11 protein-coding genes are annotated in these 15105 nt (G+C 58.4%); 3 read left to right on the forward strand and 8 right to left on the reverse strand.

Going from position 1 to position 15105, the window contains the following annotated elements; all coding sequences use genetic code 11:
• Positions 1-291: 291 nt before the first annotated feature.
• Positions 292-2481 carry a TonB-dependent siderophore receptor gene (locus TU76_RS13895; RefSeq protein ID WP_048351868.1) on the reverse strand — a complete coding sequence of 730 codons (2190 nt, stop codon included), beginning with the start codon at positions 2479-2481 and terminating at the stop codon, positions 292-294.
• A gap of 398 nt (positions 2482-2879) precedes the next feature.
• Between TU76_RS13895 and TU76_RS25620 the strand changes: the two genes are divergently transcribed.
• The 3 genes from TU76_RS25620 to TU76_RS13910 all read left to right on the forward strand — a co-directional run bounded on the left by TU76_RS25620 (position 2880) and on the right by TU76_RS13910 (position 7975).
• Positions 2880-4154, forward strand: coding sequence for a hypothetical protein (locus TU76_RS25620; protein WP_048351947.1), 1275 nt, complete (start codon positions 2880-2882; stop codon positions 4152-4154).
• A 625-nt stretch (positions 4155-4779) separates the two neighbouring features.
• Positions 4780-6906, forward strand: coding sequence for a bifunctional mannitol-1-phosphate dehydrogenase/phosphatase (mtlD, locus tag TU76_RS13905; RefSeq protein ID WP_048351869.1), 2127 nt, complete (start codon positions 4780-4782; stop codon positions 6904-6906).
• 61 nt (positions 6907-6967) lie between these two features.
• Complete coding sequence (locus TU76_RS13910) at positions 6968-7975, forward strand: Ldh family oxidoreductase (protein ID WP_046809020.1); 1008 nt, start codon at positions 6968-6970, stop codon at positions 7973-7975.
• Positions 7976-8170: 195 nt separating this feature from the next.
• Here TU76_RS13910 and TU76_RS13915 read toward each other — a convergent pair whose 3' ends face one another.
• The 7 genes from TU76_RS13915 to TU76_RS13945 all read right to left on the reverse strand — a co-directional run bounded on the left by TU76_RS13915 (position 8171) and on the right by TU76_RS13945 (position 14925).
• A complete protein-coding gene (locus TU76_RS13915) occupies positions 8171-9088 on the reverse strand; it encodes a dihydrodipicolinate synthase family protein (protein ID WP_019827259.1) in 918 nt (305 codons plus the stop codon).
• 107 nt (positions 9089-9195) lie between these two features.
• Positions 9196-10224: a trans-3-hydroxy-L-proline dehydratase gene (locus TU76_RS13920; RefSeq protein ID WP_048351870.1), complete on the reverse strand. Its 1029-nt coding sequence runs from the start codon at positions 10222-10224 to the stop codon at positions 9196-9198.
• A gap of 65 nt (positions 10225-10289) precedes the next feature.
• Positions 10290-11012, reverse strand: coding sequence for an amino acid ABC transporter ATP-binding protein (locus tag TU76_RS13925; protein ID WP_019827257.1), 723 nt, complete (start codon positions 11010-11012; stop codon positions 10290-10292).
• Positions 11005-11655, reverse strand: a complete 651-nt coding sequence (locus TU76_RS13930) for an amino acid ABC transporter permease (RefSeq protein ID WP_019827256.1) — start codon at positions 11653-11655, stop codon at positions 11005-11007. The genes TU76_RS13925 and TU76_RS13930 overlap by 8 nt, the downstream gene beginning before the upstream one ends.
• A gap of 10 nt (positions 11656-11665) precedes the next feature.
• Positions 11666-12331 carry an amino acid ABC transporter permease gene (locus TU76_RS13935; RefSeq protein ID WP_048351871.1) on the reverse strand — a complete coding sequence of 222 codons (666 nt, stop codon included), beginning with the start codon at positions 12329-12331 and terminating at the stop codon, positions 11666-11668.
• Entirely contained in the window at positions 12324-14096 is a 1773-nt protein-coding gene (gene lhpI / locus TU76_RS13940; RefSeq protein WP_048351872.1) for a cis-3-hydroxy-L-proline dehydratase, read from the reverse strand. The genes TU76_RS13935 and lhpI overlap by 8 nt, the downstream gene beginning before the upstream one ends.
• Positions 14097-14106: 10 nt before the next feature.
• On the reverse strand, positions 14107-14925 hold the full coding sequence (locus tag TU76_RS13945; protein WP_019827253.1) for an ABC transporter substrate-binding protein: 819 nt from the start codon (positions 14923-14925) through the stop codon (positions 14107-14109).
• Positions 14926-15105: the final 180 nt, after the last annotated feature.

The raw sequence follows: 15105 nt of genomic DNA on the forward strand, positions 1-15105 counted from the left end.
GAAGATCAATATCATCCGGAATGATACAAAGCGTTACCAAGCCCTCTAGCCTGCGCTTTTTGTTAGGGGGCTATCAATTAAAATGTGCATGAATATTTCGTTTTCGTGGGATCGAGTCTGCTCGTGAAGACACCTGACAAGACCTTCGCGAGCAGGCTCGCTCCCACAATAATCAGCTGCAAGGCTCAAATGCTGTGGGCGCCGGGGCTCCTGTGGGAGCGAGCCTGCTCGCGAATGATCCACCGCGGCACACATCGCGAGCAGGCTCCCACGGTTGCGGGAGTGCAAACCTCAAAAATTGATCGAAGCACTCAGCCTTGCTGTCAGCGGAGCCCCCTGGAATACATAGTTGTCGCCCATGTACTCGCCCACATCGCGCCAGTAACGCTTGTCGAACAGGTTATCGACAGTCAGGCGAAAGACGGTGTCGTAACCGTCGATACGGGTGCTGTAGCGGCTGCCGATATTGAAAATGGCGTAAGCATCGGCCTGTGTCTGGCCCAATTGGCTGGCGTACTTCTTGCCGCTGTATTGCACGCCACCAAGTAGGGCCAGGCCCTCGACCCAGGGCAGGGCGTAATCGCCATAGAGGCTGGCGCGCAGGGTAGGGACGTTGATGGTCTGATGGCCTTCATATTCCGGAGTACCGCTGCCGGTGACCCTTGATCTTATCGCCGCGACGCTGGCGGCAACCTGCAGGCGCTCGGTGGCCCAGCCGTTGGCTGCAAGCTCAAGTCCGGTGTTTTTCTGCTGGCCTTGCTGGACGAAGGTGAATGAGCCGTCGTTCTGGGGCTGGGAGTACTGGTACGCCTGACGAATCTGGAACAGCGTGGCGCTCAAGCTGATGCGCTGCCAGTCGTACTTGATTCCGGCCTCTATTTGCCGCGATACGGTGGGCGTGAGAATCTCAAAAGCATTGCTGGCAAACCACGGTGCTTCGCCACCCAGGGACAGGCCCTTGCTGTAGCGCGTGTACAGCGTCATGTTTTGCACCGGTTTGTAGATCAGCGCGGCCTGGGGCAGGAACTCATAGCGTTGGGTATGGCGGGTGGTGTCGCCATTGCTGTCGAAGGTTTTTTCGTCCAGGCGCACCTCACGTCCGCCGATCATGGTCTGCCACTGCTCGTTAAAGCTGATCAGGTCATTGAAAAATACCCCGTACTGGCGGCTGTCCAGGCGGCGGTAACTGTCTTTGACCGGTCCTTGGTAGCGCTCAAAATTCACGGGTTCGCTATCGATATTGCCGGTGCCGATCATCTCGTTGATCAACTCGCGCTGATCGACCACACGCCTGAAGGCGCTGGTGCCCACCGTCAGCTCATGGCCGATTCTGGCAGTGTCAAACATGCCGCTGAGTGCTGCCTGAACCTCATCGTTGCGCCGGGTATCGTCGGGGCTACGGAAGTCGTAGATGTCGTAATTACCTTCGGGGCTGAAGTAGTTGGGCACCGCCGTACTGGCGCAACTGTCTGAGCCGTAGCAACCCCACGCAAACGAACTGTAATCGTCAATCACCACCTTGCTGCGCGAGGCACTGAGGCTGCCTTTCCAGTTGTCACTGAAACGGTACTCAAAGTTGCCGTTGATAGTGAGCGAATCAATGGTCACCGGTTTGGAGCCGCTCTGGTGCGCCAGCAGTTTTTTCGGGGAGGCGTGGCGGGGCAGTTCGGTGCCGCCGAGCAACTGATAGCCAGGGACCGAACGCTGCTCCTTGTTTTGGTACTCCACATCCAATTGCAGCAGGGCAGCGGGGCTGATGTTCCAGTCGAACGCCAGGGACGCGAAATCACGCTGGCCATTGGCGTGATCGACCCAGGAATGAATGTCTTCATGGGCAACGTTGGCACGCAGGCCGAACTGTTGCTCGCTGCCGAACCAGCCACCTACATCGGCGGCCATGTAACCGCTGCCACGATCATCGGTCGAGACAGTGACCGAGCGCACATCTGCAGCGCGCTTGGTCACGTAATTGACCGCGCCGCCGGGTTCGGAAACTCCGCTTTGCAAGCCCGAAAGCCCTTTGAGCAACTCCACCTGCTGCTTGTTTTCCAGCGCTACATTCTGCTCGCCGGTGATGGTGCGACCGTTGATCTTGTAGCTGCTGGCCGAATTCAACGAGAAGCCGCGTACCACGAAATTTTCGTAATAGCCGACGGGGGCATAGCTTTCTCCCACGGAGGCGTCATTTTTCAGTACGTCGCTGAGCAGTCGGGCGTGTTGATCTTCAATCAACGCATCGGTAAACACCGCGATCGCTGCGGGGGTATCGAGCAATGGCGCCGCCTCAAAACCACCCACCCAAGCGTTGTCGGCCTGGTAAGCGCCGTTATCCTGGGCGGTGACCGCAGTCGCAGGCAGTTCGGTTTTTGCCGCGTGTGCTACCGGCAGAGTGCTGGCCAGCAGGATGCCAACGCTGAGCAAGCTGCGCGTGAACCGCGGTGCGGACTCTGCCTGGGTGAAAGTCCGGTAAAGCATCTTCATGCACAGCTCCAGAAGGGTGGGACAGGCTCGAATCCAAGGCCTGTTTATCAAGCGCGCCATCATACCGAACCGCCCGGGCATTACACCCTCTGACACTTACGCAGGGAGCGATAGCGGCCATCATTCATCCCCTTCGGTATTGAGTCCTGACATAACAGAATTTTAATTTTGATAGTTATTGACATGATTTGATACGCGTGATTCGGCCAATTAATTGACAATTAAAACCGGCTTTATCATTGTTCATGCCCGCTGCGTCCACCGAGCTTTCTGCCGTCCCCGCGCGCCAGCAGCACCCCACTCACACAGTGGTTTATTGTCCACATTCCCCCCTCAGCGCCCTGAATACGTTTGAGCTGATCGAGGGCTGCAAGAGCATCAATTTGAGGGTTCAATTCATGAAGGTTTTTGAGAGCACGCGTTCAAGAGGGCGTGTACTTGCAAGGTGTTTTCTGAGCAGTGGTCTGGCTGTTCTGGCAGGGCTTTGCGCGATCCAGGCTCAGGCGCTAACAGTGGAGATTTCTGCCACTTTTTCTCCTGATTCGGCCAATCCTCAGATTAACCAGTTTAAAAACACAACGCCTAATTCTGGTATTTGCAAGACCTACCCTCTGGTTTGCAGTTCAAGGGGGTATTTCAGCATTGGTTTGAGCGGGCTCGAAGCGACAACGCAGTCCCCGATTCTGGCCAAACATTCCAATATTCGAGACGGTGCAATGTTCAAGGTTCCGGCCGATCCGAGACCCGTGCAAGTGACCAGCGCGAGCGGGCAGGTGGCGGAGGTGTTTTTTGCTATTTCGGCACTGAGCGCAAGCAACCGTACCCGTGACGTCAGGTTGCTTGTAGGTCTGCCAACAGCGGAACACAATTACGCTCACAGCGTACTTTGGGACGGGAACCCGTGGGGGTGGAGTTCGCCAGCAGCATGTCCAAGGGGGGCGGGGATGTATGCGGGAACCGCATTCGCGAATTTCTTCTGGTTTACCCCGCAGTCTGTGCCTTGTGGCTTTTCTCCAGCCTACGAGATCGACTCATTAACAATGTACAACATCAGCGTTTCGTACCTGATGATCAGCCCTGATCCTCTGAGAATGGAGAGCGGCATTTACCGAGGTTCGATCACCTACACAGTGGGGCCGGGCGGGGATTTCGACTTTGGCGATAATCTGGCCGCTACTGACAACTTAGTCACCATGAATTTCACCTTGAATGTTGAACATACCCTCAAGTTTCAGTTTCCGGCGGGGTACGGTTCCGTGGTCCTCAACCCGGCCGGCGGTTGGCAGCAATGGTTGAACAACGGGCGCCGTCCGCAAAAGCTGGCGGCCGCCCAGGATTTCAAAATGTGGGCCTCCACGGCGTTCAGTATTGAACTGCAATGCGAATACACGCTGAGCGATCAGTGCGCGATCAAAAACCCCGCCGGGCATGAAGTTCCTGTTGAGACGCGAGTGACACTGCCCAATGGCCTACGCGATGCCTCAAACCAACCGGTCAACCGACTTCTGTTGAGCACCAGCCCTCAGGTTTTTTCACCCAGCCACTACGTGGACAACCGACCCGCAGCATTGCACTTTGAAGTGGCTCGCGATCAGGTCACAAGCATGATTGATGAGCACTCGGGCAGCACGTACAAGGGCAATATCACGGTTGTCTGGAACAGCGAAGTCTAAGGCTGTTTGCGTTCAGCCCCCCCCGTGGGAGCGAGCCTGCTCGCGATGCAGGCAACTCGGTTTATCCGAATGATCGCGGTGATGCCTTCGCGAGCAGGCTCGCTCCCACGGTTGAAGTGTTTCTGAAAGCGCTGTTCATCCCGGCCTGGAGCAGCGGTTTCAGCCTTGCCGCCTGCAGGCCAATAGTGGCGCGAACCTTGATTTATAGGCTCTGGATGAGGTATAGCTAAAAAGTCGACTCACAGTAATGTAGGAATTTTCAACGTCATATGGATGGAATCACACGTATCAATCGCCCGTTCGGCTCACACTTTGCATCCCTGATTGCGAGTTGTGGGCCTCACGTCAAACGCTGCATCAATGCAGTCACAGGGTTTGTTTCTCGCCTTCTTGCAAACACCGCTTTACCGCTCCTGAGACCCTGCTTCTCGGGCAGCTGCGCCAACTGGCGCCATTGCTACTTCCCTCCGCCTGATTATTGCTGACCACTCGCCATTCCGGTGTGCTAACGCCCCGCTTTTAACGGCGCGTCCTGCTGCCCGGTATTTGTATTTGAAACCACTTTTCGATCCGAAGCGTTTCAGCGAGCGAACCAAAAAGCCTCGCATTACAAGGAGCTGTGCTCATGATCTATTTTCAGGGTAAAAGAATTTTCAGTGCCATCTTCGACATGGACGGCACCATGTTTGACACCGAGCGCTTGCGCTTCAAAACCCTCAAGCAAGCCGCTCTCGAGATTTACGGCACACCGCTCAGTGAAGAAACACTGATGGGATCATTGGGCTTGAGTGCCAAAAAAGCCGAAGCCCTGGCCAAGGCAAATCACGGTGAAGACTTCCCGTATGCCCAAGTCAGGCAGCGCGCCGACGAGCTTGAACTGGCCCATGTGCGTAATCATGGAGTGCCAATCAAGGACGGCTTGCTGGAAGTGCTGGAGCGCTTGCGCAAGTACGGTTTGACCATGGCCGTGGCTACGTCTAGCCGCCGGGCCATCGCCGAGGAATACTTGATCAATGCCAATGTACTCAAGTATTTCGACGTCACCGTATGTGGCGATGAAGTCAGTCAGGGCAAGCCCCATCCCGAGATCTTCCTCAAAGCTGCAAGTGCCCTTAATTGCCTGCCACAGCATTGCTTGATGCTGGAAGATTCGGAAAACGGCATGTTGTCGGCGATCCGCGCCGAGGGTCAGCCAATCCTGATCGAAGACATCAAACCGCCGGCACCGGAGGTCAAGGCCGGTGCGCTCAAGGCTTACCTGACCATGCACGGTTTCTTGGGCGACCTGAATGAGTGCATGCCTGACCTCGGCACTCCGGCGCTGACCGAGAGCTTCCCGCCGACACTCAATCAATTCAGTGCCGGGATTCATGGTTTTGGCGCGATGGGTGGCGGCTATCTGACGCAAATTTTTTCCCATTGGGATGGCTACACACGTCCTTGCGAGATAATCGCCGCAACTCGCTCCCGGATGCTGCGCGAGACCATCCAGGCGTTTGGCCGCTTTAGCGTGCGCTACAGCGCCACGTCCTTCGACCAGACCATTGAAAACCTCAGCATGATCGACATGGACGACGCCGAAGCGGTGATCCGGATGTACGACGTGGCTGAAATTGTCGGCCTCAGCCTCCCGGAAACGGCGATCCGCAAGCAGGCGGGAGTGATTGCCAAGGGCCTGATCCGTCGTTACGAACGGCGGGGGCGCGAGCTGACGATACTTATCGTGCTGAACAAGGTTGGCGGTGCGGACTTCGTGCGTCGCCATGTGCAGGCGCAACTGGAACTGCTGGTTGCGCCCACGCTGTGCCAGAAGATTCTGGACAACACTCATTTTGTCGAGACAGTGGTCAGTCGAATCGTTTCCAAGTTGTCCAACGAAGCACTGGTGCGCCAGTTGCGGATCAAGTCGAAGATGTTCCAGAACAGCTTGAATGACGAGGTGGATACACCCAAGGCCCCCCCCAGGACACCGGCGCCCGAATACGAGCGCCTGATCAGTCGCTTTCGACCGTTTGCACAGTCCAGTAATGCGTTGAGCCAGTTGCACCTGATTCTGTTCAACAGCGAACCGGACATGCCTCTGTATGCGCAGCGTTGCAGCAATTTGCTTGAGCGGTTGCGCCAGGTGAAGACGGTGGACGACATCACCCAGACCCAGGTGATCAAGAATCTGCTGTGGAATGGCCCTCACGCGATCATTGCCTGGTACGCCAGCCTGCTCGGCTATTCCTGGTTGGGGCAGGGCATGGGTGACCCCCGTGTCAGTGCGCTGGCTCAGCGCCTGATAGGCCAGGCAGTAGGACCGGCACTGATCGCGGAAAATCCGCACATGAGCGATGCCGTGGCCGGTTTTTCGTCCACCTTTCTTGAGCGCTGCAACACGTCTTTCAAGGACCCCTGTGCCCGTGTAGGGCGAGATCCGTTGCGCAAGCTGCAACGTAATGAGCGGATTTTCCGCAGTATCGATCTGGCCACAAAACACGGGATTGACAGCAGCGCCCTGGAGCTCGGCACCGCGCTGGCACTTCATTACGCATTGCGCACAACCGACAGCAAGGATCAGGAGTGCCAGCTCATGCGCACTCTGTATCAGGAAAGCGGCAGCGTTGAGGCGGTGCTCACCTATGCGGGCAGCTACAACGGCCAGCCGTATCCGGGGCTGGACCCGGTAAAGGATGCAGCGCTGATCGAGTCTGTCAGCGCTCATTTTCATGGCCCCGTTTGTGCTGAATTCGTCATGCCTATGGCTTGAATCGATCAAGCCGCAGGGCCTGCAATGAGCCAGTCTGTAAGGTCTGTTCAAGGAGCTGATCATGATCCGACTGACCCTGGCCCAGGCTTACGAGCTGGCCGAATCGATCTTGTTGCATAACGGTTTCAATCCGGCCCATGCCCGTGCGGTGAGTGAAACGGTGCTGGCCGGGGAGCGTGATGGTTGCGCGTCCCACGGCTTGTACCGTGTACTGGGTTGTGTCAATTCGCTGCGCGCGGGCAAGGTCTCGGCCGACGCCGTGCCGCGCGTGATCGATCAGGCGCCTTCAATTGTGCGAGTGGATGCGGGGGGCGGTTTTTCCCAACTGGCATTCCAGGCGGGCCTGGCGTTATTGCAGGAGAAAACCCGGGCTAACGGTATTGCGGCGTTGGCGATCAATCGTTGTGTGCATTTTTCGGCACTGTGGGTTGAGATCGAACAATTGACAGCGGCCGGTCTGGTCGCATTGGCCTGTAACCCCAGTCATGCCTGGGTTGCGCCTGCCGGCGGGAGCCAGCCGGTATTTGGCACCAACCCGATTGCGTTTGGCTGGCCACGGGCGGGCAATACGCCATTTGTCTTTGACTTTGCCACCAGTGCAATTGCCCGTGGCGATATCGAGTTGCATCGCCGGGCAGGCAAGTCGATTCCTGAAGGCTGGGGCGTTGACGCTCAGGGGGTGCCGAGCACCGATCCCAATGTGGTACTGGATACGGGTGCGATGCTGACGTTCGGCGGGCACAAAGGCTCGGCGCTGGCCGCGATGGTGGAATTGATTGCGGGGCCTTTGATCGGGGATTTGACCAGTGCCGAATCCCTGGCCTACGACGCGGGCAGCAAGTCGTCGCCTTACCATGGCGAGCTGATTATCGCGTTTGATCCGCAGCGTTTTCTGGGGGCTGCGACCGAGCAACATCTGGCACGGGCAGAAGTGTTGTTTGAGAGTATCGAAGGGCAGGGCGCACGTTTGCCGTCACAACGCCGTTACGAGGCACGGGCGCGCAGCGAGGTGGAAGGCGTGCAGATCCCGCAGGCGTTGTACAACGATCTGCGGGCATTGTTGATTTGAGGACATTGTGCAGGCGGTGCAGGTGGTAAAACCTGTAGCAGCTGACGAGCCGTGCGAGGCTGCGTTCGGCGGCGTAGCCGTCGTAAAATCGGTTTCCACGGTTAGTCAGGCATACCCCGTGCGCCGGTTTACGACCGCTACGCGATCGAACGTAGCCTAGTTCTACTCGTCAACTGCTACGGATCGCCTCACCGGCTACAAACCGACGTCGGGTAACTGTGGGCGGTTGGCCAGGGCCTTGGCCATGATCCGTTCGACAAACTCACGGTCTTCCCGGGGCAGGGCCAGGCGCGGTGGGCGAGTCAGTGCGCTACCGCGACCGGCAATGGCCTCACATAACTTGATGCACTGCACCAGATCGGCACGGGCGTCCAGGTGCAGGATCGGCATCAGCCACTCATAGATCGGCATGGCTTCAGCAAAGCGCCCGGCCTTGGCCAGGCGGAAGATGGTTTCGCCTTCTTTGGGGAATACGTTGGACATGCCCGATACCCAACCTTCAGCACCCACGGCGATGCTTTCGAGCACCACGTCGTCCAGACCTGCAAACAGTACAAAACGGTCGCCGACTTCATTGCGAATGTCGATAAAGCGCCGGGTGTCGCCCGAGGAGTCCTTGAAACACACCACGTTGTCGCAATCGGCCAGGGAAATCAGGATTTCTGGCGTGACATCATTTTTGTAAATCGGCGGGTTGTTGTAGACCATCAGCGGTACGTCGGCATTTTTCGCCACATAACGGTAATGCTCGGCGGTTTCAAACGGCTTAGAGCCATATACCAGGGCGGGCATCAGCATGACGCCGTCGACCCCGACTTTGCGCACGGCATTGGCCACCTTGGCGGCTTGCACGCTGGTGAACTCCGCCACGCCACAGATCACCGGTACACGACCGCGAGAGGCATCCACCGCGACTTCGGTCACGGCGATTTTTTCCTCAGCGGTCAGCGAGGTGTTTTCCCCCACCGATCCGCACACCACCAGGCCCGAGACGCCGTCGCGAATAACGTTGGAAATCACCTGGTGGGTCTTGTCCAGGTTGATGGTGAAGTCATCGTTGAATTGAGTGGTCACCGCAGGGAAGACGCCACTCCAGTTGATGCGCTTGCTCATTGTTTGTTGCCTCCGGTTACGTTTATGGTATTTCGTATACGATTTAGGTTGCAAAAATAGGCTTCTGGCTTTCTTTGTGGGGGTAAACGGTGTGGGGGTGAAGGGTATTACGCGCCCGGCCAGGTATCTGACAGGCGATAGCCTTGTGGCCACGGGTCGTTTGGGTCCAGCAGTAACTGATGGGTGCCGGTAATCCAGGCCCGGCCAGAGATGCACGGGTAAATTGCGGTGCGTCCGGCGACTTCGGTCATGGAGTCGATGCGGCAATTAAACTCGGAGCCGATGATCGAGCGCCCGACAAACCGATCGCCAACCTTGAGCACGCCCTTGGCCTGCAATACCGCCATGCGCGCCGAGCACCCGGTGCCGCAGGGCGAACGATCGATCTTGCCCGGACGGATCACCACCGCGTTGGCACCACTGGCAATCCCGTTCTGGTACTCCACGGGGGCTGCAATCTGGCAAAAGGAGATATGCGACCAGTCAGGGTTCAGCGGGTGGACAAAACCCAGTTGCTCGTTGGCCGCACGGGTGATTTTCAGGCCGACTTCGACAATATCCTTGGCTTCATCCGGGGTGATCGAAAACCCCAGTTCTTTGGCATCGGCGAGCACGAAACTGTCTCCGCCATAGGCGGTGTCGACCTTGAGCGAGCCAAGGCCCTCGACTTCTATCCAGGCATCCAGTCGGTCAGCGAAAGAGGGGACGTTCTTGATCTCGACCCGTTGCACCTTGCCGTCCCGGCAATCGGCCACGGCTTCGATCAGTCCGCCGGGGGCTTCGAGTACCAGTCGGGTTTGCGGTTCGGTCATCGGCAATATGCCGCTGTCGAGCAATACCGTGGACACGCAAATCGAGTTGGAACCCGACATCGGCGGCGTATCGGCCGGCTCCATGATGATCCAGGCCATTTGTGCCCGTGGATCCTTGGCCGGAACCAGCAGGTTGACGTGACGGAACACGCCGCCGCGAGGTTCGTTGAGGACGAAGTTGCGCAGGGTTTCGTCCTGGGCAATCCACCGCGACTGTTCCCACACGGTGGCACCCGGCGGCGGGGCCACGCCACCTACAATCACGTCGCCGACCTCTCCCTCGGCGTGACAACTGACCACATGAACGATTTTCGATGACCGCATGGCTTGCTCCTGTTGTGATGATGTGGGTCTTGTTGCGAGCAAGCCCGCTCCCACAGGGATTAACGTTATTTAACCGACTTGAGGAAGGCCGCCGTTTCCGCGTGCACGGGGTTACCGATGACTTGATCGGGGGAGCCGATTTCGTGCACCAGGCCGTTGCGAAAGAACGCCACACGGTCCGACACATCCCGCGCAAAACGTATTTCATGGGTCACCAGGACCATGGTCATGCCGTCTTCGGCGAGCATGCGCATGGTGTCCAGCACTTCGCCGACCAGTTGCGGGTCGAGGGCCGAGGTGGCCTCGTCAAACAGCATGTAGTCCGGCGACATGGCCAGGGCACGGGCAATGGCCATGCGCTGTTGCTGACCGCCGGACAGTTTGCCCGGGAAGGCTTTGAGCTTGTCGCCAAGGCCCACATGGGTCAGTTGCTGCACTGCCAGCGCTTCGGCTTCGGCCTTGCTTTTGCCGAGCACCTTGCGTGGTGCAAGCATCACGTTTTCGAGCACGGTGAGGTGCGGAAAGGCGTTCCATTGCTGGAACACGATGCCGATTTTCTGCCGCAGGTGGTTGAGGTTGGTGGCACGGTCGTGGACTTCGATGCCGTCGACGCGGATATGACCCTTCTGGATCGGCTCCAGACCGTTGATGCACATCAGCAGGGTGGATTTACCGGAGCCGGAACCGCCGATAATCGATACCACTTCGCCCTTGTTCACGGTCAGGCTCACGCCCTTGACCACTTCAAGGTCGCCGAAGGATTTATGCACGTTGTCGATCTCAATCATTTTCTTGCCACCTTTTTTCCAGGCGAGCGCCAAGGCGGGCAACCACCAGGCTCATGACGTAATAGATAAGGCCCGCGATGCACAGCACCAGCATCGGTTCCTGAATGCGGGTGACGACGATTTGCGAGGCACGCAACAATTCAACGATGCCGATCCACATCACCAGGGCGGTGTCTTTCATCACACTGAGCACCAGGTTGAGCCAGCCGGGGAAGGCCACTCGCATGGCGATCGGCAACACGATATAGCGCAGGTCCTGCAAGTAGCTCAGGCCCAGGGAACGGCTGGCCCGGCGTGTGGTAAATGGCACGGCGAGCACGCCGCTGCGCACGATCTCGGTGAAGTACGCGGCAGCGTAGACCCCCAGCACGATGCAGCCCACGGTGAAGGCGCTGATGTTCAGGCCGACAATGCTCTTGAGCGAGTTGAACAGCACAAACTGGATCAGCAGCGGGACGCTGCGAAACACATCCAGCACCCAGGCCAGCGGCAGACTGGCCCGCGGCAGCAAAGCGCGCATCAGGCCGAACAGCAGCCCGGCAACGGTGCCCAGCAAAATGGCCCAGGTTGTCAGTTGCAGGGTGACCCAGGCCCCTTCCAGCAAAAACAAAAAGTCGTTCCAGGTAAAACTGGTTGAAAACATGGGTTAGTCCTCAGTAACGAAACAGTCGCCAGGCCAGGAGCCGGGCTACTGCAACGATCGCTTTGGCAATCAGGTAATACAGCACCGCGGCCATGGCGAAGTATTCGAAGGTGCGGAACGTTTTGACGTTGTAGTCCTGGGTCACGCCGGTGAGGTCATTGTTCAGTCCCACGATCACGCCCAGCGAGGTCATCAGCACGGCCCAGACCATCTGGTTGGTCAGCGGATAGAACACAATGCGCAACAATTGCGGGACGACGATCATGCGGTAGGTCTGGAATGCACTCATGCCCAGCGAGCGGGCGGCCCGTACCTGGGTTTCGGGCACGGCCTTGAGGCCGCCACGAAAGTTTTCGGCCAGGTAACCGGCGTTGTTGAACGTGATCCCGGCCAGCAGGGCGATCCATGAACTGACATGCAGGCCGAGGGAGCCAAGGCCGAAGTACAACACATAGATCTGGAACAGCGACGGGGTGTTGCGGGCAATGGATACCCAGGTATTGCCGATGCCGCGCAACCACGGGTTCTTGGTTTCGCGCATCACGGTCAGCGCCAGGGCGATCACGACGCCGAAGATCATGGACAGTGCTGCGGTCTCAAAGGTGACCAGGGCACCTGCAAGCATGTCCGGCAAGGCGCGGATTGCAGATCGCCATTGGAAGGTGTAGTCAAACATGGGCGTAGTTCTCCAGTGAGACAGCAGTTTGCAGCCACAGCGGCAAGCGACCGCTGGCCGTGGCGCTGCACGCCGCATCCACACACTCGGCGAGGCTGGCGAAGTGGACCTTGCGCCCCACAAGGCCAGGTGCGTAGTGGGCGTATTTGCCCGAATTGGTCATCAGGTTTTGGGCGGACGGCGGGATCACCGGCTCACCCAGCATGCACCAGCAGGTATCAGTGACCAGCGTGGCGCCGAAGGCTTCGAGTACGGCGATATGCCCGGCTTCGCGTGCCTGCTCCAGCACGGCACGGCCACAGGTGATCGCCAGTACCACATCAGGGTGGCGATGACGGCCCTGGCACAGGCCGGCCAAATGGGCGAACTCGCTCAGGGAAAAATGCGGGTTGCCCAGCGACACAACATCGACCCGTGGATCACAGGCACTGTTGAGTTCATGCCAACTGGTCAGCAAGTCCTTGAGGCTGACCTTGATCACAGTTACTGGGCCATCCAGTACAGAGGCCGGATCCAGCGCTTCGGGGGTAACGCCGGCGATATGAAACAGCGGGGCGGCGCTGGTGGTGGCAAAGGCCGCACCGAATGCTTTGAGATGGTCGAGATCAGGGTGGTGCTGTTCCAGCCCCGACACCAAGGGAATGCGACTGCCCGCCAGAGCACCGACGTGGTACCCCAGCAAGGGATAGAAAGCGTCATCGAGGTCAGCCAGAGGCGGCAGTTCGATGTGTAGGCGGGCCTTGCGCTGGCTTTCCAGGTGGCAGCCAATCAGCGGCGCGCGGCCGGTGAGGGCAATGCAAATATCCAGGTAGTCGGGGTACTTGAGTGTGCGCGCACCCAGCACGCTGTTGGCATAGACCACGGCATTGGATTCGGCCCAGACAATTTGCTCGCCCGCCTTGGGCGCACTGTCGAGCAGGTAGGGCGCACAGGTGAAGCTCAGTTGCGCACCCATGGCCATATAGGCATCGCCCAAGGCGCTGGCCGGGACGCCGAGTGCCGGGTCGATCCCCAGTTCACGCCAGCGGCGCTGGTCAACGGAAATCGAGTTAAGGGTCGTGGGCACCCGCACCTTCGCGCCCCATTCCACCAGTTGTTGAGCAAAGCGCAGGCTCGCAGGCCCGGTATAAATGCAGCCGTCGATATGCGCCTGGTTAATGTCGATCAGTTGCACGGCGCCTTGCAGCTGCGCCATGCGCAAAACGATTTGCATGGCAACTTGTGCGGCCTTGCCGTGGTGGCCATCCAACAGTGCCCGATCGTCTTCGGTCAGCTCGATTCCGTTGCTTGAGTCTTCAACGTGCACTTCGCGATGTGAGGGTGCGTCCGTATCGGCGGGCAGCGCGTCGAACAGACCCAGGTGTGTGCCATTGACACTGGCGAATGCCTTGCCGCGCAAACCGGCAAAGGCTTCCTTGCCGATGCACAGCACCGGCAAGGAACGTTCGAACAGGGTCTGGGCTACCAGCACGCCAAGGGTCAGGATCTCGTCGGCCTCAGCCAGCACCAGCGCGGCGGGGGCATGACCGTTGCTGATCAGTTCCATTAGCACGCTGCTCCCGGTACAAGAGCCGCGCCCGCTTGGAATCGCCAGTATCCGGCCAGCCAGGCATTCGCCACTGAGCGGGTGGTGACGGTCAATCACCTCGCCGCTGAACGGGTCGACGCCGCCCCAGAAGCTCAGGCCGACATCGGCGTAGAGCAGTGGGCCAACAGCCGCACCCTCAACCAGGCTGCGACCGGAGAGAGAAGTAATCCCGGACATGCTGGATACCTCAGTAGTAGACGTGAGGTACGGTCAGATCAGCCGGTGGAATCTCGGTACCGACCCATTTAACCCACAGCTCTTTGTAGCGCCCGGTGCGTACTTGCTGGTTGACGAACAGGTTGAGGTAGTTGAGCAGGCCGTACTCGTTGCGCTTGGCGCCCAGGGAAACGTAATCAACCACGTAAGGTGCGTTACCGGCGACTTTCAGGTTTTTGTACTTGCCAGACTTAATGGTCGCCGCGGCCACGGTGTTGGTGACGACGGTGGCTTCGATATGGCCCTGGGCAACGGCGAGCAGGGTGTCGTTTTGCGACTGATAGGCACGGAACGATCCGTTGCCCCAGCTCTTCACATCTTTTTCCAGGGCGATGGCTTCATAGGTGCCGCTGGTATTGCCCACGGCCTTGCCCTTGAGGTCTTCAAAGCTGTTGATGCCGGTGTTGTCGCGGGTCAGCACTACCATCTGGAAAGCGAAGTAAGGGATGCTCAGGCCCACCGTCTTGGCGCGCTCCAGGGTGTCGGAGGTGGATGCCACGATGACGTCGGCCCGGCCCGAGACCAACGCCGGGATACGGTCAGGGAAGGGGGTCTCGACGATTTCAGCATCGACTCCGAGCACCTTTGCCAGATCGTTGCAGTAGTCCACATCGAAGCCGACCGGCTTGTTGGATTCATCACGCGAGCCCATCGGCGGGAAGTCCAGGGTAACGGCGCAACGCAGTTTGCCCGATCCAATGATGTCGTCGAGCTTGTCAGCCTGGGCCGTGGCGACAAATGAACTACTTAGAACAGCGCTGAGGGCTACGGCAAGTACGGGGTTTTTCATGGAAGCCTCGGAGTCGTTGAAGTGCTGTTGAAAATCGGATTGAGGATTTCGTATACGATATTTAATTAGCAAATCGTGTGCCGATTTTCCTGCAGGCCCGCAAATAGTGCGCAGGCGGTGATTTTCGGTTTCCAAGGTGGTGACGGCTTGCGAAATTGAGGTGCTGTGTAGCGGGGCGGT

The sequence above is a fragment of the Pseudomonas psychrophila genome, assembly GCF_001043005.1.
GTDB lineage: Bacteria > Pseudomonadota > Gammaproteobacteria > Pseudomonadales > Pseudomonadaceae > Aquipseudomonas > Aquipseudomonas psychrophila.